The following is a 26,980-nucleotide window of genomic DNA, read 5'->3' as shown; positions in this document are numbered from 1 at the left end:
ATTTTCTTATTAATCTATTAATTAACATTATTCATCTCGCATAGCATCAACTGGCTTGATACTCATAGCACGTAAAGCTGGAGCCAATCCTGCCAAAACACCTAACACACTCAACAACAAAAGTGCTCCAATGGCAGTCCAGAACCTAATTTGGTAATGTACAGAAACAATACCATCAGATGTATTGGCCAACTGTAACATTTGGAGAATAAAAACAGCAAAGAGGATACCACTCATACCAGCAACAATAGTAAGCAGAATACTCTCTGTGATAATCTGCGAAAGAATCATCTTTGGTGTAGCACCTATAGCTCGACGTATACCGATCTCCGTAGTTCTCTCACGAACGGTTACCATCATAATATTGCTCACACCGATAGCTCCTGCCAATAAAGTTCCAATACCGACAAGCCAGATCAGAAAGTTTACACCACTGAAAAGACTATCAAGCATGCCAAACATTACTTCTGTATTAATAATCGTTATCGCTTTTTCATCATCAGGCGATACATCATGACTACGCCCTATGATCTCACGCATACGTGGCATCAAGTCTTTCATGTGTGTTCCCGCCCGAGCTGTAATACACAAGAGGTCGATATTATCTCCCTGGTTATATAACTGCTGATACAAAGCAGCCGGTACTGCAACTGTCTCTTCGGCAGTACCTCCAATGTTTACACTACCCGAACTATAGTCTACACCAACTACTTGATAATACGAGGAATCAACACGAATTTTCTGTCCACAAGGATCACCACCTCCTGGAAAAAGTGTTTTATACACCTTTTTACCGATGACACATACTCGTCGACGCTGTGCCACATCCATCTCATTTATGTATCGTCCATAGAAAAGTTTCGGTTCTTCTATTTTCTGATATTCAGGCTGTAAACCTTTGAAACTACAAGAAATATTCTTTTCGCCAAAATAAGCAATAGATCCCCATTTCGCTAACATCGGACTGACAACAGTCAGTTCTGGAATCTGTTCCTTAAGACGGGTTACATCCTGCATAGTCAGTCCCCAACTACGCCCTTTACGAAAACCATGATAAGCCTTCGTAGTAGCTTGCGGATAAATAAAAGCACTATTCGTGGCAAACCCTTCGAAGTTTTTAGAAATATTTTCCTTGGTGCCCTGACCGCCACCTATCAAAGCTACCAACATAAAGATACCCCAAAATACACCAAAGCCAGTTAGGAAAGAACGGCCCTTATTACGCGTAATGGTATCGATTATCTCTTTATATGTATCAATATCAAATTTCATTCTGCTCTCAATGCTTCTATAGGTCTAATTTTTGCAGCTTTTCTTGCCGGTATCAATCCAGCTATGGTACCTGCAATAACCATAACCAGAGTAGCTTCGATACAGACATCGATGCCTACTGTAGGATTCAAAAAGGTATGGATAGCCTTACCAGACCCCATCGTAATGGCTTCCTGCCCGATGGTAGCATCCATATACTGATTGGCGGCAATACCCAACAGCATACCAATGTATCCGAAAAAGGTAGTAATGATAATACTTTCTACAATAATCAAGTAAAGAATATTACGTGGTTTTGCACCAATTGCTTTACGAATACCAAACTCACGGGTACGCTCCTTTACAGATATCAACATAATATTACTTACACCAACAATACCACTGAGCAGGGTAAATATACCCACAATCCATAGAGCGGTACGCACGATACTCATACCTGCATTCATCTGCATATTCATCGTAAAACGATTCCATACCCAAATTGCTTCCTCGTCACCCGGATCGGCATTATGATTTCTATTAAGCACAGATTTATATTCTTTCTCGAAATCCTCATTTGCCTCTTCTGTATCAAGTCCCTTAAAAGAGAAAATGATATTATCAGCTTTATCGCCACGTCCATACATTGTACGAAGCGTGGTAAAGGCTGTATAGGTATCGGTACTCATGCTACTCCCATCACTTTTATTAATACCCACTACCCGATAGGCAAAATTATCTACCTTAACATAGTTACCAATTAAACTGAAGGGTTGATTAGGGGCCAATTCCTTGGCCTGATTTTCACTAATCACGATAGATTTACGCTGTTCGCTATTATCAATATCATTGATAAATCGTCCATGCAACATTTCTATCTTATTGATTTCGCCCACATTAGGATACACACCATACAATGTACTACTTACATAGTTTTCACCATACGTAATGGTTACACCATCCTGTCTAATCTGTGCACCCAAGGTTTCAATATTTTTAGAAAAATGATTCTGAGTAGAACTTATATCGGCATCATTCAAATCTATTGATCTTCCTTCTTTCATACCCTTATACGCCTTAGAGGTCTGTCCACCAAAAATTTGCATAGAATTAGCTAGAAAGCTACCGACATTACTGGTAATACCATTAATAAAACCATTACCAGCTCCAAGCAGGAAAATCAGCATGAAGATACCCCAAGCCACAGCAAAACCCGTTAATGCCGTTCGCAATTTATTGCGACTAGAGGTGGCCCATATTTCTGCAATAATATCTCTCATCGGCTTACGAATTTATTTCATATATCCATTAATACCAAACGGACTTGCGTGATGATCAAGATTTTCCTCGATATTTTCGATGAGTCCATCCTTGATATGCACGATTTTATTGGTTTCATTAGCCACACCACTCTCATGGGTAACTACAATAATGGTCTTATGCTCTTCCTCATTCAATTGCTTGAGAAGTTGCATTACTTCTACAGAAGTTTTGGAATCGAGTGCACCTGTAGGCTCATCAGCTAGGATTATCTTTGGCTGCGTAATCAGAGCTCTGGCTATAGCAACACGCTGCTTTTGTCCTCCTGACATTTCATTAGGATAATGATCTGCCCACTTAGAAAGTCCAAGTCTGTCTAAATATTCCATAGCCATCTGGTGACGTTTCTTGCGGCCTACTCCTTGATAGAACAGAGGAAGTTCGACATTTTCAACAGCTGTTTTAAAGCCAATCAGATTAAAACTTTGGAAAATAAAGCCAATTAATTTATTTCGATATTCAGCTGCCTTCGTCTCACTCAAATTTTTAATAAGTGTTCCTGCAAGTGTATATTCACCTGTATCGTAATTATCAAGAATACCTAATATATTCAAGAGTGTAGACTTACCGGAGCCTGAAGCGCCCATAATAGAGACGAATTCACCTTCTTCGATGTCTAAATTAATTCCTTTTAATACATGTAAGGGTTGAGCTCCAAAATAGGTCTTATTAATATCATTCAAATGTAGTAAACTCATTGGTTATATAAGTTATTAAATAGTATCAAAGATAACAAATTAGTATGTTTTTACAGAATACTGTTCGCAAAGATACACTTATATATCCAATTATACCAACAATGTGTCAAATATTTTATATTTTTTTGATTTTTAAGATTTGGTCACAATACTCTTTGACTGCTGGTCTATGAGTAATAAAAATTACGGTCTTTCGATGGTTACATAAAAGATTATGCAAAACTTGTTTTTCTGTTTCTGGATCTAGGGCACTAGTGGCCTCATCAAAAAGCATAATACTACGATTGCGCAACAGACTCCGAGCTATGGTAATACGCTGAGCTTGCCCTTCACTTAATCCTGCCCCTCGTTCAGAACAAGGCGTATCTAACCCTTTCGGCAAATCATATACAAAATCGGCACAACACAATCGTAATACTTCCTGTAGCTCTTCTTCTGTAGCATTCTGTTTTCCCAATTTAAGATTATCTCGAATTGTACCACTCATCAAAGTATTACCTTGTGGTACATATACAAGATTACAACGATGACGTGGAGAAATAGGATTACTAACATCTTCATTATAAATTTCAACAGTGCCTTTCTGTGGTTTGATAAGAGCTAATATCAAACGAATAAGAGTTGTTTTTCCTGCACCTGTTTCACCTAATATAGCTGTACTGCTTCCTGGTTTGAAATCAAAATTTAAATCTTTGATTACCTCATCATCTTGCTGATTGTAAGAATAAGTTACATGATTCAACCGGATTCCACACGGTGCACCAAGAAAAATAGGTTTACCCTGTTCTTCAAGAGGATTTTCTTCTAACTCCATCAAACGTTCTGCTGCAGTAAATACGCTAACAAATGCAGGGATTAACTTTGTAAGATCTCGGGCTGGTCCCTGAATTTTATTAACTAATTGCAGAAACGCCGTCATACCGCCAAATGATAAAGTATGTCTGCTTAAACGAACAGCAGCCCAGAAAAAAGCCACCAAATAACCAAAAGCAAAACCGAAATTGATAATGAAATTACTTAAAACCGTAAACTTCGTTTTACGAATCACATTGCCACGAAGCTCGCTCTGTGTATTTTCTAAACGATTTACCATCTCAACATCACTTTCCATTGTTTTGATAAGCATACGATGCTGAATGGTCTCCTGCAACACACTCTGAACCTTACTATCAGAATCGCGCACCTTGCGGGTAAGCTTACGCATTTGCCCGACATAAATCTTACTGACCGCTACAAATAAAGGCAACATGATAACCACCAACACTGACAGCAATTTATCCATTGAAAATAAATAAAAGAAAGCTCCCAGGAACATGGCTAATACAGATATTGCACTAGGAATAGTTTCTGTTAGAAAAACAACAACATTATTAACATCAAACTCTAACCGGTTGAGCACATCACCTGAATGCATACGTTCGCGCCCACGCCACTCTGAACGCAAGATACGCTCTAACATCTTCTGCTGCATACGATTCTGAGCTTTAATTCCTAATATATTTTTAATCCATACACTAGATATGTTTAAGCCAAAACCAGCTAAGACCAACAGACTTATATATCCAATAGCCAAATAAAGATTGCCCTGAATAACTCCGGAAGCAACATCTATGGCATACTTAAAAGCAGCAACCTGTAACAGACTCACTGCCACAGAAACTAAGCCGACTAAAGCATTGAGCAAGGCCTGTTTTCTATTGCCACACCAAGCTTTCCAAAGCCACCTCATAATAGCCCTGGAACCATACTTATATTTAGGAATATGGATAAATTTGTGCAGAAAATGTTTCATACTTTATTGGCGCTGATCAGCACCCCACATCAATTTTTCGCGCAATGTAGAGAAATAACGACGACTACATGTTTTAACGATTTTAATCGTGTAAGGCGCCTTACGTATTGTCAGTTTGGTACCTTCCACCAATTTCTGACTTCGGCCATCGACAGCCACTAAGAAATTATGACTACGGCTCTCAACATTTAATTCAATGACACTGTCATCATTTATAACAATAGGGCGAATATTCAAACTATGAGGGGCAACAGGTGTAAGACATAGACTACCACTCTGAGGAACGATAATTGGTCCACCATTAGACAAATTATAAGCAGTACTTCCCGTTGGTGTACAAATAACGAGACCATCAGCCTGATAGTTTACTAGAAAATCACCATTGACAACAGCTTTAATCGTAATCATCGAAGCATTATCACGCTTCAAAACAGCTATATCATTCAAAGCAAACGGATTACCTTCAATAGGCTCACCATCAGCTTCTATCTGAATAGCCGTATGCTCTTCCACCCTATAGTTTTTGGTGAAGATCGCATCTAGCGCTTCTTCTATTTCACTTGGAAGCACATCAGCCAGAAATCCCAGACGCCCCATATTGACACCAATAACAGGAATACCCTTAGCCCCAACACGACTGGCTGCTTTTAGGAAAGTACCATCCCCCCCCATCGAAATGACATAATCGACATCAAAATTATAACCTTCGAATACACCATCAGCCTCAACATCGATTTTCTGATTATTGATGAGAAAATCATAAAACGTCTTATCAACATATATTTCAGCTTTTTTCAGTTTCAGGTAGGAAAGAATTTTCTGAATACTCGCAGACTTCTTAACCTGATATTCATTGCCAAACAAGGCAAATTTAAGTCGTGATTTAGCCATATTCAGTACTTTAATTTTGTGAATTCTATATTTTTTGTTACATTTGCAAATGTACATTTTTTTATTGAAAATCGACTTTATACAAGCATAATTTATGGCAAAGGTATATGAATTTCTTGCTAATGGCTTCGAAGATATTGAAGCTTTGGCACCTGTAGATATCCTCCGTAGAGGTGGTGTAGAAATCAAGACTGTCAGCATTACTGGCAATGAATGGGTTGAGACATCACATGGTATCACCTTGAAAGCTGATTTGAAGTTTGAAGATATAGACAGTTTCGAGGATGCTGATATGCTACTACTCCCTGGGGGCATGCCAGGTTCTGCTAATCTGAATGCACACGATGGGCTGAAAAAAGTACTATTAGCTCAAAATGCAGCAGGAAAACGCATCGGTGCCATCTGTGCGGCACCTCTCATATTGGGTGGATTAGGAATTTTAAAAGGCAAAAAAGCTACTTGCTATCCTGGATTTGAAAACACTTTAACTGGCGCAGAGTATACACCTGTTCTAGTACAAGAAGACGGCAATATTACTACAGGTGAGGGGCCTGCTGCTGCTTTCCCATATGCTTACAAAATACTCAGCTATTTCGCAGGCGAAGAAACTGCCAAAAACGTTGCTGACGGCATGATGTATACTCATCTCATGAGTAACAAATAAACAAGAATCATGGATTACATCATCATCACGGCAGGTGGCAAAGGATTACGCATGGGCTCGGATATTCCTAAACAGTTTTTACCTGTTTCTGGTATACCTGTGCTCATGCGCACGATTAAACGGTTCCGTGAATATAGCAAGGAACTACAGATTATTCTGGTTTTGCCAAAAGCTCAACAGGATTATTGGAAACAATTGTGCCAAAAGTATAACTTCCAAGAAGAATACTTCCTTGCCGACGGTGGGGAAACTCGCTTCCACTCTGTGCAAAATGGACTGAACCTGATACCTAATAGCGAAACAGGTGTCGTAGGTGTGCACGATGGCGTACGTCCGTTCCCAAGTATTGAAGTCATCAAACGATGCTTTGAAACGGCAAGAACAGCCAAAGCTGTCATACCCGTGACTCCTGTCGTGGAAACGCTGAGATTCGTTCCGGAAAATAAAAATGTATTGAGAAGCGACTATAGACTGGTACAAACTCCACAGTGCTTCGACATCAACCTGCTAAAAAAAGCCAACCAACAGCCTTATAGTGAAAAATTCACAGATGATGCCTCTATCGTAGAAGCCATTGGTCAACAAGTAACCATGGTAGAAGGTAATCGGGAAAATATAAAGATCACGACACCATTCGACCTGACTATAGCGACAGCATTAGTAGCGAACCAAAAATAAAAATGAACAGTATACTAGATCAAGACATTATGTACCTTTCGGGCGTCGGTCCGAAACGTAAAGAGATACTAAGCAAAGAGCTCGGTATCAACTCATATAATGACTTGTTAGAATACTATCCCTACAAATATGTAGACCGAAGCCGAATTTACACCATCAACGAACTGGTATCTGATATGCCTTTTGTACAAATAAAAGGCAAAATTCTCAGTTTTGACGAATTCGAAATGGGACCAAGGAAGAAACGTATCGTAGCCCATTTCTCAGATGGAACTGGAGTATGCGATATCGTATGGTTTAGAGCCACACAATTCGTTTACAAAAACTATAAAGTACAACAAGAATATATTATATTCGGGAAACCGACCCTATTTAATGGACGGTACCAATTTGCTCATCCTGATATCGATGATGCGAGTAAATTGGAGCTTTCGCAGATGGGCATGCAACCTTATTACATAACCACTGAAAGAATGAAAAAAATGGGACTGACTTCAAGGTCGATGGAGAAATTGACAAAAACTCTCATCGAAAAACTTAGTCAGACTCCAATACCCGAAACCTTGCCCGACTCTCTTACACGCCGCTTACACCTCATAAGTCGACAACAAGCATTCCATTGGATTCACTATCCCCAAAATGCACATGAAACTCAACAAGCAAGAGAGCGCCTGAAATTTGAAGAGCTTTTTTACGTACAGTTGAATATTTTACGTTATGCCAGTGACAGAAGAAAAAATTACAGAGGTTATATTTTTGGTCATATCGGACAAATATTCAATGATTTCTACAGTCAAAACCTTCCATTCCCACTCACGAATGCTCAAAAGCGTGTAATTAAAGAGATAAGACGAGATATGAATAGCGGCAAGCAGATGAACCGCCTTCTACAGGGCGATGTGGGTTCTGGAAAAACTCTAGTAGCTCTTATGTCTATGCTTATCGCATTAGACAATGGCTATCAAGCTTGTATGATGGCACCTACAGAAATATTGGCCGAACAACATCTGCAAACCATCAAAGATTTTCTACACGGCATGAACATTCGAGTGGAATTGTTGACTGGTATTGTAAAAGGCAAAAAACGCCAACAAATACTTGAAGATTTGGCTTCTGGAAAAATTCAGATTTTAGTAGGAACTCACGCCGTTATTGAAGATCATGTACAATTCGCTAGACTCGGTTATGCTGTAATAGACGAACAGCATCGCTTTGGGGTTGCCCAACGTGCTAAGTTATGGGGGAAAAGTTCATTTCCACCACACATACTTGTCATGACAGCCACTCCGATACCAAGAACATTAGCTATGACCATATATGGTGATCTAGACGTGAGCATTATAGATGAACTACCTCCTGGCAGAAAGCCTGTACAGACAATCCATAAATACGACTCACAGATGACCAGCCTCTATTCCGGTATTCGTCAACAGATACACGAAGGTAGACAAGTATACATCGTCTTTCCTCTCATCAAAGAAAGTGAGAAAAGTGACCTTAAAAATTTAGAAGAAGGGTACGAAGCACTACGCGAAGTATTTCCTGAATTTAGACTCAGTAAGGTACATGGAAAGATGAAACCTGCAGAAAAAGAAGAAGAAATGCAGAAATTCGTAAAAGGTGATACACAGATACTTGTCGCAACTACCGTTATTGAGGTAGGTGTAAATGTACCTAATGCATCAGTAATGGTTATTTTGGATGCACAACGATTCGGACTATCACAACTACATCAGCTTCGTGGACGTGTAGGTAGAGGAGCCGACCAATCATATTGTATCTTAGTAACTAATCAAAAACTGTCAAAAGAAACTCGTAAACGCATAGATATTATGTGCGACACGAACGACGGATTCCGTATAGCAGAAGCCGACTTAAAATTAAGAGGTCCTGGTGATCTTGAAGGTACTCAGCAAAGTGGCATCGCATTCGACTTAAAAATCGCAAACATTGCTCAAGATGGACAAATCATACAACTTGCACGAGACGAAGCACAAAAAATTATTGACAATGATCCGAATTGCAAAAAAATTGAAAATAGCATTTTTTGGAATCGTCTTAAGGAACTAAGAAAGACCAATATCAATTGGTCCAGCATCAGTTAAGGCTAATATGCCACTTATTTAATGATATCGAGGCACAGAATTCTAACACTACGATTATCGTTGTATAGTTGCCCACTTCTACAATCTGTAATGGATACTACTGTCAAATAAAAATGTCAAAAAACAGCACTTTCAAAACTCGTCATCTAGCTCAAAATCTTTAGCTTTTGATCTGCCTATTTGAAATTTTCTACACACACCGCCACCTCCTCCCGACAAAACCCAAGGTCCTAGGGGTCGAAACCTAAGACTTTATTCGCTAAACTCTATGACTTTATCGTGTTAACCCTAAGCTTTCGACCCCTAGGACCTATGGTTTTGTCGCCCTTCTATTAAGTCGACGAAACGACAAACGTATAACATACTGATATTCAAGCAAATATAAAAATGCTTCATAATTCGCATATTTGAAGACTTCTAGCATATCAACTACAAATAAGCAAATCTCAAGACGATTTATGTCAACTAAATTCAAAAAATACACTAAAGTACAAATATCATCTCATAATGGTATATTTTGCCATCATAGCATCAAAAATTGCAGAAATCATCTGCCAAACAAAATATTTCAGTAACTTTGTCCTTGCTAATCATTAAATTTTCAGACACTTACAAATCGACAAACTCACGTTACATTTATCAAAAAGGTCACAACTTCTAACAAGAAACTAAACTGTGGTTTATTCACAAAAAATTCAACAAGACAGATTCATTTTGTAAAGTTGAGTTAACAATTTTATGTGTTAAAAGGTTTATAAAACTGTTAACACACTAGCAAAATCCATATTTTTTTAGTATATTTGCCATGTCTTCTAAAAAATTTGTTGGGTTTTTGTAGTTCTCAATAAATTATGCCTTTATTTTATCCGCACCGGAATATGAATTATTCCATAGTGACTTAAACCTAAAATTAATAGAATCAACACGAATGGATTTTAATAAAAAATTAAAAAAAATCGCTATTTGTGCCGTTTGTGCCATGACAGTAATTCCGACGTATGGTCAGGATCTGTTAGCCCGACAGGCACCAGTAGATAGAAAGATGAAAGCTGTTGATACTTTGGCACTTCAAGAAATTGTTGCCAGAGAAGAAATTGAAACACCCGCAGCTCAATTATATGACGACTGGAATAATAAGTATGCTCACAAAGCTACCAAATTACCTAGTCATTACAGAATAGACCTCCGTCATTTTTGCATGCCTACTCGTAGCCGCGTTGTAACCAGCAATTTTGGTTCTCGTTGGGGTCGCCAACATAAAGGTCTCGATATTAAGGTTTATATTGGCGATACCATACGTGCTGCGTTTAGCGGTAAAGTTCGTATTGTAAAATATGACGGTAATGGCTATGGTAAATATATTGTTATTCGCCATAACAATGGTTTAGAAACAATTTATGGACACCTCTCTAAGCAGATCGTTGAAGAAAATCAGGTTGTTCGTGCCGGCGATCCTATTGGATTAGGTGGCAATACTGGTCGAAGCACTGGTTCACACCTGCATTTTGAAACACGTCTTTGTGGTGTAGCTTTAAATCCAGCCTTAATGTTTGATTTTCGCAATCAAGATGTTACCGGAGATTTCTATACCTTTAATGAGGATACTTATACAGATGAAAGTGTAGAAGCTACTGCATTACGTGGAAAAATTGGTAATGGTGGCTATACACGTGACCTGATTTACGGTGTCCTCGGTTCAAGTGAGAACAGTAGTGCTATTAGCAAGCAGACAAATAACCCTTATGGCAACGAAGTACGTTATCACAAGGTTAAAAGTGGTGAAACAATTGTTACTATCGCTCATAAGCGTGGTGTAAGCGTTGAACAAATTATAAGATTGAATCACTTGGGCAAAAACCAAAGTGTAAGACCAGGTCAGATTCTAAGATATTCTTAAAAATAAGTATAGTATAAAAAAAGCATCTTCGTCTTGAAGATGCTTTTTTTATGCTATTTCTTTACTAAACTTCTTACTACAAAATAACCATGCATGAATAAAGTCAAGATTAAACCATAGTTGGCACACATCACGCGAAATCTCTCTTTCAAAGAAGCCCTATGATACTTGATACTCATACCTCCATCAAGATAATTAACCACTACAGCTTGAACATTTCGAAGTGGTAAACCTTCACGCTTAGATTCCTTCATAACACGTATACACCAATCAACATCAGCAGAGTACCTATACTGAGTATTATATAAGTGTTTTTTGGCTAAATCTGTACGAGCATAAAAGGCTTGATGACAAACTAGCATACCTTTACAGAAAGAACGCCATGTCAACCGCTTAGGAGGAACCAATCGACGATGACGAATAAAGTGTCCCTGATCATCTACAATATCAGTATCACCATATAACACACCTGGAAGCAATTCCTGCTCACCTACAGACGCAGCAATAGTCTCTAAGGTATCTTCATTAGGAAAGCAGTCACCAGCATTTAAAAACACGATATAATCGCCTGTAGCTTGCAGAATACCCTTATTCATAGCATAATAAAGTCCGTCGTCTGGTTCAGAAGTGATACGAATTTGGTGTCCTGTTTCTTTCTCTATGGATTTCACCTGATAAGCATGCACAAGCGATAAAGTATTATCACTCGATGCACCATCAATGATAAGGTGTTCCACCTGCGAATAGCTTTGCTTAAGTACACTATTCAGTGTTCGCTCAACTACCTGCTGGGCATTATAAGTAATGGTTACTACCGTAAAAGTGATCATAATTTATAATTCCTAAAGGCCATAGCCTGATTATATACATCAATATATTTCATGGCAACTGCTCGTTGTGAGTATTGTACCGAAACTTTATGAATAGACTGATAGCTTAATTCTTTTCTATCAGCCTCCGCAAGAACCCAAAAAATACCTTTAGCCAAATCATCAGCATCACGATATTTTGCCACATATCCTGTTTTCTGATGATCTATCATTTCTGGTATGCCACCTGTTTGGAATCCAACACAAGGAACACCACAAGCCATTGCCTCCATAATTGTATTCGGCAGATTATCTTCTAGAGAAGGTAAAACAAAGACATCTGCAGAATTATACACATTAACAATCTTACGCTGATCATTTACATAGCCCAACGAATAAACTGGCAATGAAAGTTGATTTTCTAATTCCTCCGAATGCCCTCCTAAAATAGCAATCCCCGTATCTTCTTTCATTTCAGGATGCATGGCAACCAATCGCTCAATGCTGTGAATAAAATAATTCATGCCCTTGCGCTCATCTGTAACCTTTTGTGAAACGAAAAGAATGAGTTTTTTATTATCAGGAAGACCTGCACGAAGTCTGGATTCCTTCTTATCTTGCGGCAAATATACACGAGTATCTATCGGATTAGGTATATTGGTGATGCGCTGTCCTACAAAAAGCCTACTTTGTTTAGCTTGATCTTGTAACCATTTACTACAAGACACAAAATAGATATTGCCATCCTTATAGAGTGCTTCCTTTTTTCGCCAAACCTTATTAGACAAATCATGTACGCCACCTCGATGAGGCAAGAGTAAACAATGAGAACACATGTTTTTCAATCGCTCACACCCTCTTGCATAATGACAGATACCTGTAGCTGGCCACAAGTCATGCATAGTCCACACGACGGGTTTACCACTATTCAAAATTTTACGGATACCTTTTAATGACAAAAATCCTTGATTAACCCAGGAAAGGTGGATGACATCTGCTTCCTGAAATTCACGAAGTTGTGTGACATCCGAACCACAACAAGCTGTATCAATCTCCCAAAGATGCTTTTTGCAAAAATGTAAATGACGAAATATAGAAAAACGTTCCCACAGAAAATTCCAACTAACTCGAAGTGACGGTCTTAATCCTACTACGGTAATATCATCTGTAGTCTTATCTCTTACTAACATTTTTGCCTTGACACCATTGTTGTTCAAAGCATCCTTCAAACGGTTAGCAGCAACAGCAGCACCTCCCGTGTTTTCAGAAGTATTGATAATTAATACTCTCATAAGTTTCTTATTTGCGACAAAAGTAATAAAAAGTATTGGAAATGACAAAAAAAATACGCTACAACTCACCACGAGCTGAAGCGTATACCTATGTTTAACTAAAAATCTTTTCTAAAGTAAAGGGAGCCTCTCGGTTCACCTTGTTACCACTTTGTTAAACAATCTTTAAAATCTACCTTAAAAACCTAATAACTAAAAACCTAAATCTTTATTACTAACCTAAACAATCTATTAACCTTTTGATGATGCAAAGATAGATTATTTTGAGTAATAATGATTCAGGTTCTTACCTATTTTCTTGAATTATTAGTACTTTCTTGATATATATCAAATTTTTTGTGTGCGCAAACATATGTTGCAAAACATAAAAATACAACTATACGTACTATCTTAACCTTTCTCTATTAATGCGACAGCATAAGCAGACATACCTTCCTGCCTACCTGTAAAACCAAGTTTTTCGGTAGTTGTAGCCTTAATAGAGATTTCATCTTCATCAATACCCATAACCTGTGCGAGACACGCTTTCATTTGAGGCACATGAGGATTAATTTTAGGCCGTTCTGCACATATCGTAGCATCAATATTACCTACACGATACCCTTTTGTGGCTATCAACTCTACCACTTTACGAAGTAGTATCTTACTATCTACATTCAAAGTGTCTGCCGAAGTGTCTGGAAAATGATAACCGATATCTCGCATATTAGCAGCACCAAGAAGTGCGTCGCAAATAGCATGAATCAACACATCTGCATCACTATGACCTAAAAGACCCATGGTATGGTCTATCTTAATACCTCCTAAAAAAAGGTTACGACCCTCCACAAGCTTGTGTACGTCGTAACCCATTCCTACTCTTATTTTCATATATTTAAATTCTAAATTTATCTACGGAATAAATCTTTTATACCATCCATATCGAAGGATAAGGTAAATCGTAAAGTCTGATCAAGCGGATTACTCTTTGCTGTAGCAATAACATAACCAGCATCAATAGCCATGACATTCATCTTGAATCCTGCACCAACTGTAAAATACTTACGATTTCCTTTATTCTCACTTTCATGATGATAACCAGCTCGAAGAGAGAATTTATCATTATAAGTATATTCAGCACCTAGACTCCACTGTATCTCCTCTAACTCCTCTTTAAATCCACCTGGTGCATCGCCAAAACTCTTGAAAATACCACTAATACTTGAAACATTATAATATTCGTCTATGACACGCTGATTATAAGTTACATCATCTTCACCCTCATTTTGCACAGGATAAGTAGGAACAAGCAGTTTGTTAGCATCTAACGCAACCGTAAAACGATTATATTCATCTATAGGTACCATCAACGAAGCACCAAGTCGAAGATTAGTCGGAATAAAGTAATTACGATCATCGCCACCAAACTTTATCTTACTACCTATATTCGAGATATTAAGACCAAATCCCAATTGACATTCACGAGAACCAAGATTAATATAATTCTGATAATATGCAGCCAAATCAGCAGCAAAAGCACTTCCAGGCTTTGCATCGCTCGTATTTTCAAATTTTAAATCTGAATAAATCCATCGCACAGCTGCCGCCATTGAAAATTTCTCACTCAACATCAAAGAATAAGCCACATCAACAGACATTTCATATGGATTGATACTTTCATCTAGATCTGAACTAGTATACACAGTACCCATATTGAAATAACGAACTGATCCTGAAACTGCACTATAGTCGCCTATACGATAATAACCTGACAAATAAGCCAAATTCATATCATTTACCAACTGCCGTAACCATGGTGTATAGTTAAGTGCTACACCTGCTCTAGATATAGTAAACGGATATTTGGCCGGATTCCAATATTGAGAGTTTACATCAGGATCTGTAGCTGCTCCCACGTCACCCATACCTGCTGCACGAGCATCAGGAGCTATTGACTGTGAAGTAACAGAAGTCGTTACCGGATTAAACATATTATTTTTATCTTCTTGAGCATAACCCTCGGTCACCGTCAACGCAAAAGCAACAAGGCAAAATATCTTATAGAATTTATTCATCATTTTCTTTTTGGGTTCTACACTATAATTTCAAAACGCATATTATCAACTAATTATTGTTTACGATTATTAGTTTCTTAGCCTTGGTCGCTGTCGAACTGCCTTCTGAAGAGATTTTTGCACGATATATATATACCCCAGTTGAAAGTTTTCCTCCTGCAGAGGATGACAAATCCCAAGTGGTACGGTAGGTATGGTCTTCAGAAGCACCACTACCACTATGCGACCATACAATTCGTCCTGACGTGTCAAAGACTTCTATTTCTACATTAACACTGCTGTTAATACGATCGTGTACCACTATAAAGTCCGTCGTTGTTGAAGCTGGATTTACAGAAGTATAAATATCACGCAAAGTAGGGGTTAAACCATTCACTACATTAAAATTTAAAGTAAAAGTGCTAGAATTATTCAAAGTATCCCATGCTCTAAAAAGTAAAGAATGCTTTCCTTCTGCTAATTCTGGTATAAGATAACCCACTGTTCCTTCTTGATAAGTACCAAACTTTGGACTAAAATAGCTATTCAGATTATAAGTTTTTGAAGCATCTCCATCAATAATCAACTCCAGATCGTGTCCTATACCATTACCTGTGGCATTAATTCCTGAAGTGTCTGATAACTCGGCATAAAAATAAGGTGTAGCATTTACATTACCACCATCCATAAATGTTTCATAATTAAGATAACTAAATATCTTTGGACCTATACTATCGGATAGAGAAACATTACTTCCACCTAATTTAAATTGGACAGTATACCCATTTCCCGTCAAAGTATGATCGGTATTAACAACATAGAAATTCATCAAGCCTGAATCACTAGAATACTTAATATCCTTAGGCACTGCAAAAGAGAATTCAAACTGCCCATTGCGAACACTATCATTTCCAGAATAAAGCACTTTGTCATAACTAGTAAAGACAAACGGCTCAGATGTTTCTGAGATATCATTAACTTTACAAGTAATCGTATCCTTACTATCGAGAATAGAAACAGAAAGGACACCATTAAAATTTGATGCATTCTCTACATGGCCCTTAACTGTAACTTTAGAACCAGCTTTCAATGTTGGTACTGAATCTGATATTGACACACCGTCAATATCGTCGACAGTAACCGACAACGAAGGAAGATTCAAAGCTAAAGCGGGATCACCCAACAGAGAATACTGCAAATGATTTGTAGTTCGATCTGACTCTCCATTATATCCAGTACCATTAATCATGTCATTCTGGGCAAGTACATGAGCCTCTCCCAAAGTATAAGGCTTACCATTTTCATCTCTACCTAATACATATTTCAAAAAAGCACGATTTAATTTCTTATTCAAATCTGCATATACTGTACGTGTTGTACCATAGAAAGCCATTGTACCACCATTAGCGTTTAATACAGACGCTTCGCCTATCGTTTCTTTGACACCATCGAAAGGCATGATATCGCAAGAAGCTGTAATCCACAATGGTAAACGAGTATTTGTAAATTCTTCAAAATCTGTTATTTTTAATACTGCCTCGTGAGATAACTGACTTTCAGAACCATGACCAGCATAATCAAACAAAAGAGCCCCATTAGCCATCTGTTGCTTGATTAAAGAAGTTACCTCTGGATAAGTATTACCAGTAGAAGAGGATTCGCGTGTATAAGCATCCCACATTACCTTATTCATAAGAAAGCTAGGATAAAGCTGAGATATATAATCGGCAACTTCATTTTCATCACGCATATGCAGATTATCATTACCATCATCCCCAAGGAAAAGAATAGAATTCTGCCAAGCTCCAGCATTATTATTAGTAATATAATTTATGGTCTTATCAACCATAACTTTTGCTTCGTCTGCTGTCACTACTGGAAAACGTCCTACACCTACATCTATCTGTTCGATGGAAGGATTAAGTCCCTTACCATCTTGAAGGATGCCATACCAGCTATCATCTATGTAACAGGAGATCTCATTAAAAGAATTTTCACTTTCAAAAGCTAGAAGATAGTCATCAGGATTTAATGAGGAGCAGTCAGAGGTCAACATTCTATTATCCCAGACACAATCGCCAAAAAGCAAAAAATATTTCAACGTTTTTGTGGCATTCGTCGCATTGGCTTTATCATAAAGCATCTTCAGATATCTACGATAAGCCATTGCATCAGGTGTTCCACTTGAAAACTCATTATATAATTCGTCTGCCGGTACGATATTAACAGAAAGACTATCATGAGTTTCATGGAAAAGCTTTAAACGTTTAGCTTGTTCTAGCAATTTTTGGCTCGTTGGTATCACAATAACCATATCAGCCAGACTATCTGCATGATGGTCTTGATTGGTTATATTACAAACATAAGTTGGAGCTGAAAAATTGTCGGTAAGTAAATTTGGCCTAGGTAGAATAGAATCCCAAACCATCGTAAGATAATCTAATCGAATAGGACCACCCGACAAGACCTTAATTTGTATGGTATCTCTTTCTCCGAGATTCTTGACTAAAAAAGAACCGATAGCTTGATTACCCTTATCATAAGAAGTCAAGCTGACTGATAGATTCAAAGAATCTCCATTTAAAATGACTCTTGCTGTACTGTTAGTACCTGCAGTAATACATGCAGCCAGTCTACCAGTCGTACCATTGGTTTCATTTTTCATCACCAAAGTCTTGGTGGAACTAATCTCTTCATTGTCAAAAAGATTACGTCCACCTGGATACCAACTATATCCATCTACTTCATAATGTGAATGATAATAATCAGGTGAAGGATAAAAGGATTGAATGAAAGATACAGAATCTATAGTTTTAGGGGTATCTTCACTTTGAGTGATAAAATAATAGCCATAGTCGGAATATGGATTACGCGTACGACGTGTTGCTGTTTTGGAAGTCCAACTGATAGGTCCCTGAGCATAAAAAAGACGTTTTTCCCCTACTGTACAAGTAGGAACCTCCTGTAAATCATCGTAGTATCTAAGCGTATCACTATGAAGTGCTTCATATTGAAGTTTACCGCCATAACCATAAATTTTAACCTTACTCAAATCAGAGAAACCAGCTTTACGGATAACAGCATCTGTTAATTGAAAAACTCCAGATTCAGGAACTCTAATCTTAGCCCATGAACCCTGAGCGAGGACAGAATGTTCCGCATAACGAGAACCATTCCCTTGAGCTACACGCAAAATAGACTTTTGAATACGATTTTTCTTTTGCGATGTTATGGTTAACATAAAGCTAACCAACATCTGATATTTATTATTACGATAAACAATCGGCAGAAAGCTTACCGTAAATCTTCCACGTCCTCTGAAGACAGACAAGTCTGTATGAATTACAGGAGAGGCAGGAAGAACTTCACCTGATAATCTCTGATAAGAAGCTATATCTTCAGAAGTCATATCCATATATTCAGGATAAGACAACTCTGCAGTATAAACGGAATCTTGATAATTCCCCACCAAAGGAATCGTATGTACAAATTCCTGCAAAACAGAATCTAACTTCACATTTTCCGTTGTCAAATTAAAAAAGCGTTTGTGCTTTTGAGCAGTAACGTTCAAACTACACAAAACTAAAAATAGAAGTATAACTCTGAATGCCTTCATGGATAAATTTTTCTTATTTACAATAAAAATCAAGAACCTTTCTATCTTCTAGATAACCTTCCAAATGATCATCAATCTGAACTGGACCACATCCTGTAGGACATCCTGTATAAAGTAAATCGCCCGTCTTTAAGGTAAAATACTGACTGATATAGGCAATAATCTCATCAACCTTATAAAGCATATCACAAGAACATCCTTCCTGCACAGTCTTACCATTGATGTCAAGATGAAAACGAGTCATCTGAATATCTTTTATTTTGTCAAGCTCCATCCAGTCGCCAATAACAGCAGATCCATCAAACCCCTTTGCAAGTTCCCACGGCTGACCTTTTGCCTTCAATTTAGCTTGAAGCTCTCGAGCTGTAAAATCAATTCCAACTGTTACAGCATCATAATAACGTGAAGCGAAGCGAGCTGGAATACTTTTACCCAACTTACATATTCTAACCACAAGTTCAGTTTCATATTCAATACGTCCCATATGATCAGGGATAAAAAAAGGCTTATGGTCTTTCAACAACGCGGAATCAGCTTTTGTAAAAATAACAGGTTCCTCTGTTTTAAACAACGAACCATGCAACGCTTTATTGTGCTGCAAATAGTTCATACCTATAGCAAATATCTTCATAATCGTTCTAATTTTTGACGACAAAGATACATAAAAAAATAATACCAACAAAAAAAGAGTCGGAATAGAAATTCCGACTCTTCATATTGATTATCCCTAAAAGGATACAAATTAATCTGCAGAAAGTGAGAAACGCTTGTAGTCAGTGATCTTAAGATCCTTGTCCTGACTTGCCATCCACTGAGCAACAGAAGCCTTATCGCCGTCACCGAACTGGAATTCCTGATCAACGAGACAGTTCTCCTTGAAGAATTTGTTCATACGACCTTTAGCAATATTCTGAATCATCTGCTCGTTCAATTTGCCTGCAGCCTCTTCAGCAACTGTCTTCTTGATATCACGAGCCTGCTGAGCCTGCTCAGGAGTCAACCAACCCTTAGCTGTGTTAGACTCAATGTGATCATCAGAATCAACGTGAGCTGGATTAATGCCAGCCTTTTTCAAAGCTACGTTAACCTGACGCTCAATCTGCTCTTCCTTAGTCTTCTCAATAGCAACACGAAGTTCTTCGTCCTTAACATTCTGAGGAACGCAAGTTTCGTCAAGAGCAACTGGCTTCATAGCTGCTACCTGCATAGCAACCTTATGACCAACTTCCTCGTTGTTATTATTGAGCTGAACCATAGTACAAAGAGTATGCTTGCCCATGTGGTCATAAACCTCAACATTTGCGCCTTCGATAAAGTTGTAACCATCGATTTCCATCTTCTCACCAGAGATACCAGAACGATGCTTAACTGCAGTTTCTGCGTCATCACCATTAGCAAGTTTCAGAGCCTTAACCTCGTCTATAGACTTAGCCTTAGCAGCGATAGCAGCATCAAGAATTTCTTCTGTCAAACCGATAAAATCCTTACCTGCAGCAACGAAGTCAGTTTCACACTTGATAGCTACCATAGCAGCGAAACCTTCACCCTTCTTTACAAGTACACAACCATTTGAAGTCTCACGATCAGAACGCTTTGCAGCGAGTGCAAGACCACGCTCACGAACGAGCTCAACTGCTCTATTGAGATCACCATCAGCCTCAGTCAGAGCCTTCTTACAGTCAGCAAGACCAGCACCTGTCATCTTACGAAGCTTCTGGATATCAGCTATTGATACAGCCATTTTAAATTCCTTATATTTTATTGATTAATACTAATTACTCAGCCTTAGGAGCCTCATTTGCAGTCTCTTCCTTGCGAGCCTTACGAGGAGCACGCTTCTTATCAGCTGCCTCTTCCTTCTGCTCAGCAGAAGCCTTTTCGTCAGCCTTTTCAGCCTTACGCTCTTCAAGACCTTCAGCGATAGCGCCACAAACAGCACTCAAAACTACCTCTACAGAATCCTTAGCGTCATCATTAGCTGGGATAATGTAATCAACGTTCTTTGGATCTGAGTTTGTATCAACGATTGCAAACACTGGGATACCAAGACGCTGAGCTTCCTTAACAGCAATATGCTCCTTCATTACGTCGATAACGAACAATGCGCTAGGAAGACGGGTCAAATCAGCAATAGAACCAAGGTTCTTCTCCAACTTAGCACGCTGACGTGTAATCTGAAGCAACTCACGCTTAGAAAGGTTAGAGAATGTACCATCATTCATCAACTTATCGATGTTTGTCATTTTCTTAACTGCCTTACGGATTGTAGGGAAGTTAGTGAGCATACCACCTGGCCAACGCTCAATAACATAAGGCATATTAACAGAAGCAGCCTTTTCAGCTACGATGTCCTTAGCTTGTTTTTTAGTAGCGACAAACAGAATCTTCTTGCCAGACTTAGCAATACCCTTAAGAACTTCAGCAGCCTCGTCAATCTTAGCTACTGTCTTGTTCAAGTCGATGATATGAATACCATTACGCTCCATGAAGATATAAGGAGCCATAGCTGGATTCCACTTACGTTTGAGGTGACCGAAATGGCAACCTGCCTGAAGTAATTGGTCAAAATTTGTTCTTGACATTGTCTTTTCTTTTTTAATTGTTTACTTTCTTTTTGAATTCTAATTTTGCCTAGAATCAGCCGGCAAGTAGTCTTTAAGAATCTTACCGGTTTAGATACTAAACTGTTCAGTTTATTCCTAAGGGGAATATTAACGCTTACTGAACTGGAAGCGAGCACGAGCCTTAGGCTGACCTGGCTTCTTACGCTCTACAGCACGGCTATCGCGTGTGAGGAATCCAGCATCCTTCAAAGCTTTCTTATCTTCTGCGTTAATCTTAACGAGTGCGCGAGCAATAGCAAGGCGAAGTGCCTGGCTCTGGCCAGTGAAACCGCCACCGAAAATATTAACCTTAATATCATACTTACCCTCAGCATCGAGCAACTGTAATGGCTGCTTTACTACATAACGAAGAATTGCTGATGGGAAGAATGTTTCGATATCTTTCTTATTAATTGTGATCTTACCGGTACCTTCTGTAACGTAAACACGAGCTACAGCGCTCTTACGGCGACCAATTGCGTTGATTACTTCCATCTTTGTCTTAATTATTTATACTGGTTAATATCAATTGTCTTAGGCTTCTGAGCTTCCTTATCGTGCTCAGCACCCTCGAAAACATAAAGATTGTCCAACAGGGCACGACCTAAACGACCCTTTGGAAGCATACCCTTAACAGCGTGACGAAGAATTTTGTCAACACCATCCTTGCGCTTGCGAAGCTCCTCTGGAGTATTGAAACGCTGACCACCAGGGTAACCAGTATAACGAGTGTAAATCTTATCAGTTTCCTTTTTACCTGAGAAAACTACCTTTTCAGCATTGATAATGATTACATTGTCACCACAGTCCACATTAGGTGTGAAACTTGGTTTGTACTTTCCGCGAAGCAGCTTAGCAACTTTAGAGCAGAGACGACCTACAATCTGATCGCTGGCATCAACTACGACCCACTCTTTCTTAGCTGTTTCCTTGTTAGCGGAAATAGTCTTGTAACTTAAAGTGTCCATTTTAAAAATTAAATTTACTACTAAAAAACTAATTTATTTAATACTATTGAACGAGCAGAGACCTCGCGGCGCCTCCAGTCTAAAAGAGACCATCCACAGCATTCTCTCTGCCGCTTTCCTGATTCACTAACAGTGATACCCGGCCAAAGATAACACGATTAACACAAGAAAGCTGTGAAGACTCTAAGATGCATCTTCACAATTCAGAGTGCAAAAGTACATATTTTATTTGAAATAACCCTTCTACACATTCTTTAGAAAAAGACGTTTTAAATACTATTAACAATATTATGATTATTTAAGTAACTATACACACAACGTAAGTGATACATTTTAAGTATCTTTGCACACATAATCAGTATAAAAATATATGAACCCTATTACTCAAACGATTATATTATCAGCTTCAGCACTACGTCTGATTCCACATATAGGACATTACATGGCTCATCATAAGTTGTTTGACAATGATTTAAGACAGGTACAAGATAAAAAGGCTACTGTATTAAACTTTATCAAAGCGATGACCCGCGAAAAGACTTTCAGAAATCTCTTTTATTATCGCATGGGGGAATATTTAAGCATATTTATCAAATGGCTGTGTCCACCCGAGACAAGTCTGCATATTTGGTGTCCATCCATTGGTGAAGGAGCTCATTTCGAACATAATTATTCTACCTATTTAAATGCAGAAAGCATTGGCAAAAATTTCTATTGCCTACAATTGGTCACTTTAGGAACAAATCATCATAATGGCGAGGAAGGAAGACCTACAATTGGTGATGATGTGAAGATTATGACAGGAGCAATTGTTATTGGCCCTATCCATATTGGCAATAGAGTCACGATTGGAGCTGGTAGTATCGTTCTCAAAGATGTGCCTGATGGGTGTACAGTAGTGGGTAATCCTGCTAAAATAATTAAACAGGAACAACCAGAACAGGAAAAAGATTCGTAATTTTGCAAACATTATGTCGGAAACATTAAAAGAGAAAACAGCTAAAGGTATGTTTTGGGGAGGAATGAACAATGGCATACAACAATTGATCGGACTTGTCTACGGAATCATACTAGCACGACTTGTTGCTAAATCTGACTTTGGTGTTATGGCAATGATTAATATTTTCCCATTAGTTGCCAATGCTCTCAAAGAAAGTGGATTTACAGCAGCATTAGCCAATCTTAAAAATCCTACCCATCGTGACTATAATTCTGTTTTTTGGTTTAATATCATTATAGGCTTCTCTGCCTACATTATACTATTCTTCTGTGCACCACTCATTGCTGAATATTATCATAACCAGGATATTGTAGCACTTTGCCGTTATTCTTTCATCTCGATACTGCTCTCTAGTTTTGCAACAGCTCAGTCCGCTTTTCTTTTCAAAAACTTAAAAGCCAAACAAATTGCGAAATCAGGAATGGCAGCTATTATTATATCAAGCATTATTGGAAGTATAATGGCTTTCCTAGAATTCGGCTATTGGGCTTTAGCCACACAGGGAATTACCTTTGTAGGAACAGATACACTTCTGAAGTGGCACTATTCCTCATGGCGACCTACATGGAACTTTGATTTCGAGCCTGTCAAAAGCATGTTTCGCTTTTCATTTAAAATTCTAGCTACTAATATTATAAACCAGATCAACAATAATATCTTAAACATATTATTAGGTAGACACTACTCGAAAGTTGAAACAGGAGTATATAACCAAGCATATAATTGGAACTTTAAATGTTTCTCTCTTGTACAAGGCATGATTCAACAAGTAGCGCAACCCGTTTTGGCCGATTTAAACGGAGAAGAAGACCGACAACTCAAGGCTTTCCGCAAGATGATGCGCTTTACCTGTTTTCTGACTTTTCCTATGCTACTTGGTTTTGGATTAGTATCTCGCGAATTTATTATCATTACCATTACAGAGGAATGGGTAGCCAGTGCCGAACTACTACAAATACTTTGTATCAGTGGTGCAATACTTCCACTATGTACATTAATGTCAAATTTGGTCATCAGTAAGGGGAAATCAGGTATCAATTTTTGGGTAACCATTTCACTGGGTCTTGCCCAAATTATCACTATGGCCCTGATTTGGCCTTATGGCATCCATACTATGGTAGTCTCTTATGTGGGGCTCAATCTATTATGGCTTTTCATCTGGCATTTTTTTACAAGCAAATTAATTCACTATAACATTTTTCTATTTTTAAAGGATATCATGCCGTTTGCACTCAGTGCTACAGTTGTCATGATAATTACTTATTATTTAACAAGAAACATCGAGAATCTATATATATTATTGGGAGCACGTATTCTAATAGCAGCATTACTCTATTTTGCCGTTATGAAAATAGCACGTGTAAAAATACTCGATGAATGTTTATCTTTCGTATACTCTAAATTCACAAAACTATGAAATTAGCCTTTCTCATATCCGCCCATAAGGATGCCAAGCATCTTAGAGACTTGATAACCAGTTTACCTAAAGGCTCTGAATTTTTCATCCATATTGATGCCAAGAGCAACATTAGGAATTTTGAAGAAAAGGTATATGGTGACAACATCCACTTTATTAAACATCGAGTTAATGTAGTATGGGGAAGCATCAACGAGGTAGAATATCAGATGGAGTTAATCCGCGCAGCTTTATATGAATGCCAAGCAGACTATCTTATAACAATGAGTGGCATGGACTATCCTGTTTGGAGCAACCGTGCCATTTTGGATTACTTCTACAAAGCAAAAGAAGAAGAAAGAGAAATACTACAAGGGATATCCATGCTACACCAAGGAAAACAAGCACAGGAATATCGCCATTTTAGATTTTTCACATCAAAACCTTGGAAAAATGGAAGTATTAAAAATAAATTTCGTGTAGCGCTAAGACATATGGTTGCAGCCACCCCTATACGCAAAACCCTACACATTCACTGTCCAGGAAAGACCTACACTTTATACAAAGGAGCAGCTTGGTGGGCCATCACTCCTAAATTAGCAAAATATATCTTGGACGAATGGGATTATAATAAGCATCTTGTAAACTATTTCAAGACTAGTTTTTGTCCTGCAGAAACTTTTATACAGACCGTTGCCTTTAACTCTGATTTCGCTTCACATTGTATGATTGAAGAAGGAAAATATCAAAGTTTGGAAGCTATTACCCCATTAACATACATTCATTATCATCCAGTAATTAAAATTCTAACAGAAGAAGACTATCCAAAGATCAAGGAATCGAATAAGATGTTTTGTCGAAAAGTCATCTCAAAAACAAGCTATAAGCTCATGGATTTGATTGATAACGACAGAAATAAGGAAGAAGCATAAATATAAAAAAGCATGAAGATATTAATCAACCAAATGCCCAAATTAGTAAAGAAGTCATTCATATATGCTTTCGGAAAAGCAAGGGCCGATATCAATACTGCATTTACAGAATGTGGATATCCTGTGGAAAATGTAGAATGTGTATTCTACAAATTTCCATTTAGAACAAGTTTGAACATTTTATTCCAATATCTCAAATTAGTTCATAAATACAAAGGACAACACGAATATATATTTCAATATCCGGTATCTTGCGACAAAGTTTTTCTGACAATAATAAAATACCTCCATGCCAAAGGCAACAAGGTAACTATTCTCATTCACGATATTCAAACTTTCAGATATCGACAAAATCATGAAAAGGAAATTGCGTGGCTAAACTCGGCAGATCGCATTATCGTGCACACAGAGGCCATGCAAGCTATCCTTCAAAAAAATGGAGTTCACACACCTATGGATATTCTGCATCTTTTTGACTATTATTCAGACGACGATTTTCTTCAAGAAAAAGAGATGCTATCTCATCGGAACGAAGTGGTCTTTGCAGGTAACTTAGCGAAATCTCAATTTCTACCAGCATTATATAAAATGCCAGTACAGAAAATTAGTTTCAACTTATATGGTAACAAGGATAACTTAGACCTTTCATCCTTTGCTCATATTAACTACGGAGGAATTTTCAATAGCGACCATACTGGAAAGATAAAAGGTGGTTGGGGACTAGTCTGGGACGGAAAATCCATTGATACTTGCAATGGTCCCTTAGGAGAATACCTAAGTTATAACCTTCCACATAAACTATCGCTATACCTAGCAGCTGGACTCCCCGTTATCGTATGGAAAGGATCGGCTGTAGCACCCTTTATCGTACAAAATAAACTCGGTATAGCTGTCAATAGTATACAAGAAATTGAAAACATTATATTACATACTTCAGAAGAAACTTACCTGAATTATATCTATAACTGCAGACGACAGGGAAAGATTCTGAGAAGTGGTGGAATGATTAAAAAATTAATACAATAAACCAAGCCA

At 38.1% G+C, this 26,980-nt stretch carries 23 protein-coding genes and 1 pseudogene; 8 read left to right on the top strand and 16 right to left on the bottom strand.

Annotated elements, in window-relative coordinates:
- Positions 1-27: 27 nt before the first annotated feature.
- The 5 genes from L6471_RS05390 to L6471_RS05370 all read right to left on the bottom strand — a co-directional run bounded on the left by L6471_RS05390 (position 28) and on the right by L6471_RS05370 (position 5,952).
- Complete coding sequence (locus L6471_RS05390; protein WP_094448345.1) at positions 28-1,272, bottom strand: ABC transporter permease; 1,245 nt, start codon at positions 1,270-1,272, stop codon at positions 28-30.
- Entirely contained in the window at positions 1,269-2,531 is a 1,263-nt protein-coding gene (locus L6471_RS05385) for an ABC transporter permease (protein WP_006281284.1), read from the bottom strand. The genes L6471_RS05390 and L6471_RS05385 overlap by 4 nt, the downstream gene beginning before the upstream one ends.
- 12 nt (positions 2,532-2,543) lie before the next feature.
- Positions 2,544-3,269 (bottom strand): ABC transporter ATP-binding protein, encoded by a 726-nt coding sequence (locus tag L6471_RS05380; protein ID WP_006281285.1) that lies wholly within the window; start codon positions 3,267-3,269, stop codon positions 2,544-2,546.
- A gap of 115 nt (positions 3,270-3,384) precedes the next feature.
- On the bottom strand, positions 3,385-5,061 hold the full coding sequence (locus L6471_RS05375; RefSeq protein WP_237797524.1) for an ABC transporter ATP-binding protein: 1,677 nt from the start codon (positions 5,059-5,061) through the stop codon (positions 3,385-3,387).
- A gap of 3 nt (positions 5,062-5,064) precedes the next feature.
- Positions 5,065-5,952 carry an NAD kinase gene (locus L6471_RS05370; RefSeq protein WP_237797523.1) on the bottom strand — a complete coding sequence of 296 codons (888 nt, stop codon included), beginning with the start codon at positions 5,950-5,952 and terminating at the stop codon, positions 5,065-5,067.
- A gap of 94 nt (positions 5,953-6,046) precedes the next feature.
- On the opposite strand from L6471_RS05370, the gene L6471_RS05365 reads away from it, so the two are divergent.
- From L6471_RS05365 to recG, 3 genes are read left to right on the top strand one after another with little or no spacing between them, the layout of a single operon-like run.
- Positions 6,047-6,616 carry a DJ-1 family glyoxalase III gene (locus tag L6471_RS05365; RefSeq protein ID WP_074548194.1) on the top strand — a complete coding sequence of 190 codons (570 nt, stop codon included), beginning with the start codon at positions 6,047-6,049 and terminating at the stop codon, positions 6,614-6,616.
- Between the two features lie 9 nt (positions 6,617-6,625).
- Positions 6,626-7,294, top strand: a complete 669-nt coding sequence (locus L6471_RS05360; protein ID WP_237797522.1) for a 2-C-methyl-D-erythritol 4-phosphate cytidylyltransferase — start codon at positions 6,626-6,628, stop codon at positions 7,292-7,294.
- A 2-nt stretch (positions 7,295-7,296) separates the two neighbouring features.
- Positions 7,297-9,399 (top strand): ATP-dependent DNA helicase RecG, encoded by a 2,103-nt coding sequence (recG, locus tag L6471_RS05355; protein WP_237797521.1) that lies wholly within the window; start codon positions 7,297-7,299, stop codon positions 9,397-9,399.
- A 506-nt stretch (positions 9,400-9,905) separates the two neighbouring features.
- Here recG and L6471_RS14250 read toward each other — a convergent pair.
- Positions 9,906-9,993 (bottom strand): annotated as a pseudogene (locus L6471_RS14250) (transposase); the annotation flags it as partial.
- Positions 9,994-10,327: 334 nt separating this feature from the next.
- Here L6471_RS14250 and L6471_RS05350 point away from each other — a divergent pair.
- On the top strand, positions 10,328-11,296 hold the full coding sequence (locus L6471_RS05350) for a M23 family metallopeptidase (protein WP_027453087.1): 969 nt from the start codon (positions 10,328-10,330) through the stop codon (positions 11,294-11,296).
- A gap of 53 nt (positions 11,297-11,349) precedes the next feature.
- Here L6471_RS05350 and L6471_RS05345 read toward each other — a convergent pair whose 3' ends face one another.
- From L6471_RS05345 to rplM, 10 genes are all read right to left on the bottom strand, one after another.
- Entirely contained in the window at positions 11,350-12,126 is a 777-nt protein-coding gene (locus tag L6471_RS05345; protein ID WP_006283573.1) for a glycosyltransferase family 2 protein, read from the bottom strand.
- On the bottom strand, positions 12,123-13,397 hold the full coding sequence (locus tag L6471_RS05340; protein ID WP_006283574.1) for a glycosyltransferase family 4 protein: 1,275 nt from the start codon (positions 13,395-13,397) through the stop codon (positions 12,123-12,125). Before L6471_RS05340 ends, L6471_RS05345 begins: the two co-directional genes overlap by 4 nt.
- Positions 13,398-13,787: 390 nt before the next feature.
- Positions 13,788-14,267, bottom strand: a complete 480-nt coding sequence (ispF, locus tag L6471_RS05335; protein WP_006283575.1) for a 2-C-methyl-D-erythritol 2,4-cyclodiphosphate synthase — start codon at positions 14,265-14,267, stop codon at positions 13,788-13,790.
- 17 nt (positions 14,268-14,284) lie between these two features.
- On the bottom strand, positions 14,285-15,451 hold the full coding sequence (gene porV, locus L6471_RS05330; protein ID WP_006283576.1) for a type IX secretion system outer membrane channel protein PorV: 1,167 nt from the start codon (positions 15,449-15,451) through the stop codon (positions 14,285-14,287).
- 49 nt (positions 15,452-15,500) lie between these two features.
- Positions 15,501-19,046 (bottom strand): type IX secretion system sortase PorU, encoded by a 3,546-nt coding sequence (porU, locus tag L6471_RS05325; RefSeq protein ID WP_237797520.1) that lies wholly within the window; start codon positions 19,044-19,046, stop codon positions 15,501-15,503.
- 13 nt (positions 19,047-19,059) lie between these two features.
- The gene (locus L6471_RS05320; protein ID WP_006283578.1) at positions 19,060-19,677 is read right to left on the bottom strand and encodes a fumarylacetoacetate hydrolase family protein; all 618 of its coding nucleotides are present in this window, start codon (positions 19,675-19,677) and stop codon (positions 19,060-19,062) included.
- 111 nt (positions 19,678-19,788) lie between these two features.
- Positions 19,789-20,787, bottom strand: a complete 999-nt coding sequence (gene tsf, locus L6471_RS05315; protein WP_006283579.1) for a translation elongation factor Ts — start codon at positions 20,785-20,787, stop codon at positions 19,789-19,791.
- Between the two features lie 34 nt (positions 20,788-20,821).
- The gene (gene rpsB / locus L6471_RS05310) at positions 20,822-21,628 is read right to left on the bottom strand and encodes a 30S ribosomal protein S2 (protein WP_027453091.1); all 807 of its coding nucleotides are present in this window, start codon (positions 21,626-21,628) and stop codon (positions 20,822-20,824) included.
- 129 nt (positions 21,629-21,757) lie between these two features.
- The gene (gene rpsI / locus L6471_RS05305) at positions 21,758-22,144 is read right to left on the bottom strand and encodes a 30S ribosomal protein S9 (protein WP_006281296.1); all 387 of its coding nucleotides are present in this window, start codon (positions 22,142-22,144) and stop codon (positions 21,758-21,760) included.
- A gap of 11 nt (positions 22,145-22,155) precedes the next feature.
- Positions 22,156-22,617, bottom strand: coding sequence for a 50S ribosomal protein L13 (gene rplM / locus L6471_RS05300; RefSeq protein ID WP_006281297.1), 462 nt, complete (start codon positions 22,615-22,617; stop codon positions 22,156-22,158).
- Positions 22,618-22,987: 370 nt separating this feature from the next.
- Here rplM and L6471_RS05295 point away from each other — a divergent pair, with 370 nt between their 5' ends.
- Genes L6471_RS05295 through L6471_RS05280 form a run of 4 tightly spaced genes read left to right on the top strand, consistent with a single transcriptional unit; the run spans position 22,988 to position 26,971 of the window.
- Positions 22,988-23,575, top strand: a complete 588-nt coding sequence (locus L6471_RS05295) for a serine acetyltransferase (RefSeq protein WP_006281298.1) — start codon at positions 22,988-22,990, stop codon at positions 23,573-23,575.
- 13 nt (positions 23,576-23,588) lie between these two features.
- Positions 23,589-25,034 carry a lipopolysaccharide biosynthesis protein gene (locus L6471_RS05290; protein ID WP_094448341.1) on the top strand — a complete coding sequence of 482 codons (1,446 nt, stop codon included), beginning with the start codon at positions 23,589-23,591 and terminating at the stop codon, positions 25,032-25,034.
- Positions 25,031-25,945 carry a beta-1,6-N-acetylglucosaminyltransferase gene (locus tag L6471_RS05285; RefSeq protein ID WP_074548186.1) on the top strand — a complete coding sequence of 305 codons (915 nt, stop codon included), beginning with the start codon at positions 25,031-25,033 and terminating at the stop codon, positions 25,943-25,945. Before L6471_RS05290 ends, L6471_RS05285 begins: the two co-directional genes overlap by 4 nt.
- Before the next feature lie 12 nt (positions 25,946-25,957).
- A complete protein-coding gene (locus L6471_RS05280) occupies positions 25,958-26,971 on the top strand; it encodes a hypothetical protein (protein WP_094448340.1) in 1,014 nt (337 codons plus the stop codon).
- Positions 26,972-26,980: the final 9 nt, after the last annotated feature.

This window comes from Segatella bryantii (assembly GCF_022024215.1).
Lineage (GTDB): Bacteria > Bacteroidota > Bacteroidia > Bacteroidales > Bacteroidaceae > Prevotella > Prevotella bryantii.
The sequence above is the reverse complement of the archived record's forward strand: the minus strand, read 5'-3'. Positions and strand labels throughout refer to the sequence as shown.

Excerpts from the sequence above, each read along its gene's own strand:
- L6471_RS05390 (WP_094448345.1), bottom strand. The coding sequence starts at position 1,272 with ATGAAATTTGATATTGATACATATAAAGAGATAATCGATACCATTACG.
- L6471_RS05385 (WP_006281284.1), bottom strand. The coding sequence starts at position 2,531 with ATGAGAGATATTATTGCAGAAATATGGGCCACCTCTAGTCGCAATAAA.
- L6471_RS05380 (WP_006281285.1), bottom strand. The coding sequence starts at position 3,269 with ATGAGTTTACTACATTTGAATGATATTAATAAGACCTATTTTGGAGCT.
- L6471_RS05375 (WP_237797524.1), bottom strand. The coding sequence starts at position 5,061 with ATGAAACATTTTCTGCACAAATTTATCCATATTCCTAAATATAAGTAT.
- L6471_RS05370 (WP_237797523.1), bottom strand. The coding sequence starts at position 5,952 with ATGGCTAAATCACGACTTAAATTTGCCTTGTTTGGCAATGAATATCAG.
- L6471_RS05365 (WP_074548194.1), top strand. The coding sequence starts at position 6,047 with ATGGCAAAGGTATATGAATTTCTTGCTAATGGCTTCGAAGATATTGAA.
- L6471_RS05360 (WP_237797522.1), top strand. The coding sequence starts at position 6,626 with ATGGATTACATCATCATCACGGCAGGTGGCAAAGGATTACGCATGGGC.
- recG (WP_237797521.1), top strand. The coding sequence starts at position 7,297 with ATGAACAGTATACTAGATCAAGACATTATGTACCTTTCGGGCGTCGGT.
- L6471_RS05350 (WP_027453087.1), top strand. The coding sequence starts at position 10,328 with ATGGATTTTAATAAAAAATTAAAAAAAATCGCTATTTGTGCCGTTTGT.
- L6471_RS05345 (WP_006283573.1), bottom strand. The coding sequence starts at position 12,126 with ATGATCACTTTTACGGTAGTAACCATTACTTATAATGCCCAGCAGGTA.
- L6471_RS05340 (WP_006283574.1), bottom strand. The coding sequence starts at position 13,397 with ATGAGAGTATTAATTATCAATACTTCTGAAAACACGGGAGGTGCTGCT.
- ispF (WP_006283575.1), bottom strand. The coding sequence starts at position 14,267 with ATGAAAATAAGAGTAGGAATGGGTTACGACGTACACAAGCTTGTGGAG.
- porV (WP_006283576.1), bottom strand. The coding sequence starts at position 15,451 with ATGAATAAATTCTATAAGATATTTTGCCTTGTTGCTTTTGCGTTGACG.
- porU (WP_237797520.1), bottom strand. The coding sequence starts at position 19,046 with ATGAAGGCATTCAGAGTTATACTTCTATTTTTAGTTTTGTGTAGTTTG.
- L6471_RS05320 (WP_006283578.1), bottom strand. The coding sequence starts at position 19,677 with ATGAAGATATTTGCTATAGGTATGAACTATTTGCAGCACAATAAAGCG.
- tsf (WP_006283579.1), bottom strand. The coding sequence starts at position 20,787 with ATGGCTGTATCAATAGCTGATATCCAGAAGCTTCGTAAGATGACAGGT.
- rpsB (WP_027453091.1), bottom strand. The coding sequence starts at position 21,628 with ATGTCAAGAACAAATTTTGACCAATTACTTCAGGCAGGTTGCCATTTC.
- rpsI (WP_006281296.1), bottom strand. The coding sequence starts at position 22,144 with ATGGAAGTAATCAACGCAATTGGTCGCCGTAAGAGCGCTGTAGCTCGT.
- rplM (WP_006281297.1), bottom strand. The coding sequence starts at position 22,617 with ATGGACACTTTAAGTTACAAGACTATTTCCGCTAACAAGGAAACAGCT.
- L6471_RS05295 (WP_006281298.1), top strand. The coding sequence starts at position 22,988 with ATGAACCCTATTACTCAAACGATTATATTATCAGCTTCAGCACTACGT.
- L6471_RS05290 (WP_094448341.1), top strand. The coding sequence starts at position 23,589 with ATGTCGGAAACATTAAAAGAGAAAACAGCTAAAGGTATGTTTTGGGGA.
- L6471_RS05285 (WP_074548186.1), top strand. The coding sequence starts at position 25,031 with ATGAAATTAGCCTTTCTCATATCCGCCCATAAGGATGCCAAGCATCTT.
- L6471_RS05280 (WP_094448340.1), top strand. The coding sequence starts at position 25,958 with ATGAAGATATTAATCAACCAAATGCCCAAATTAGTAAAGAAGTCATTC.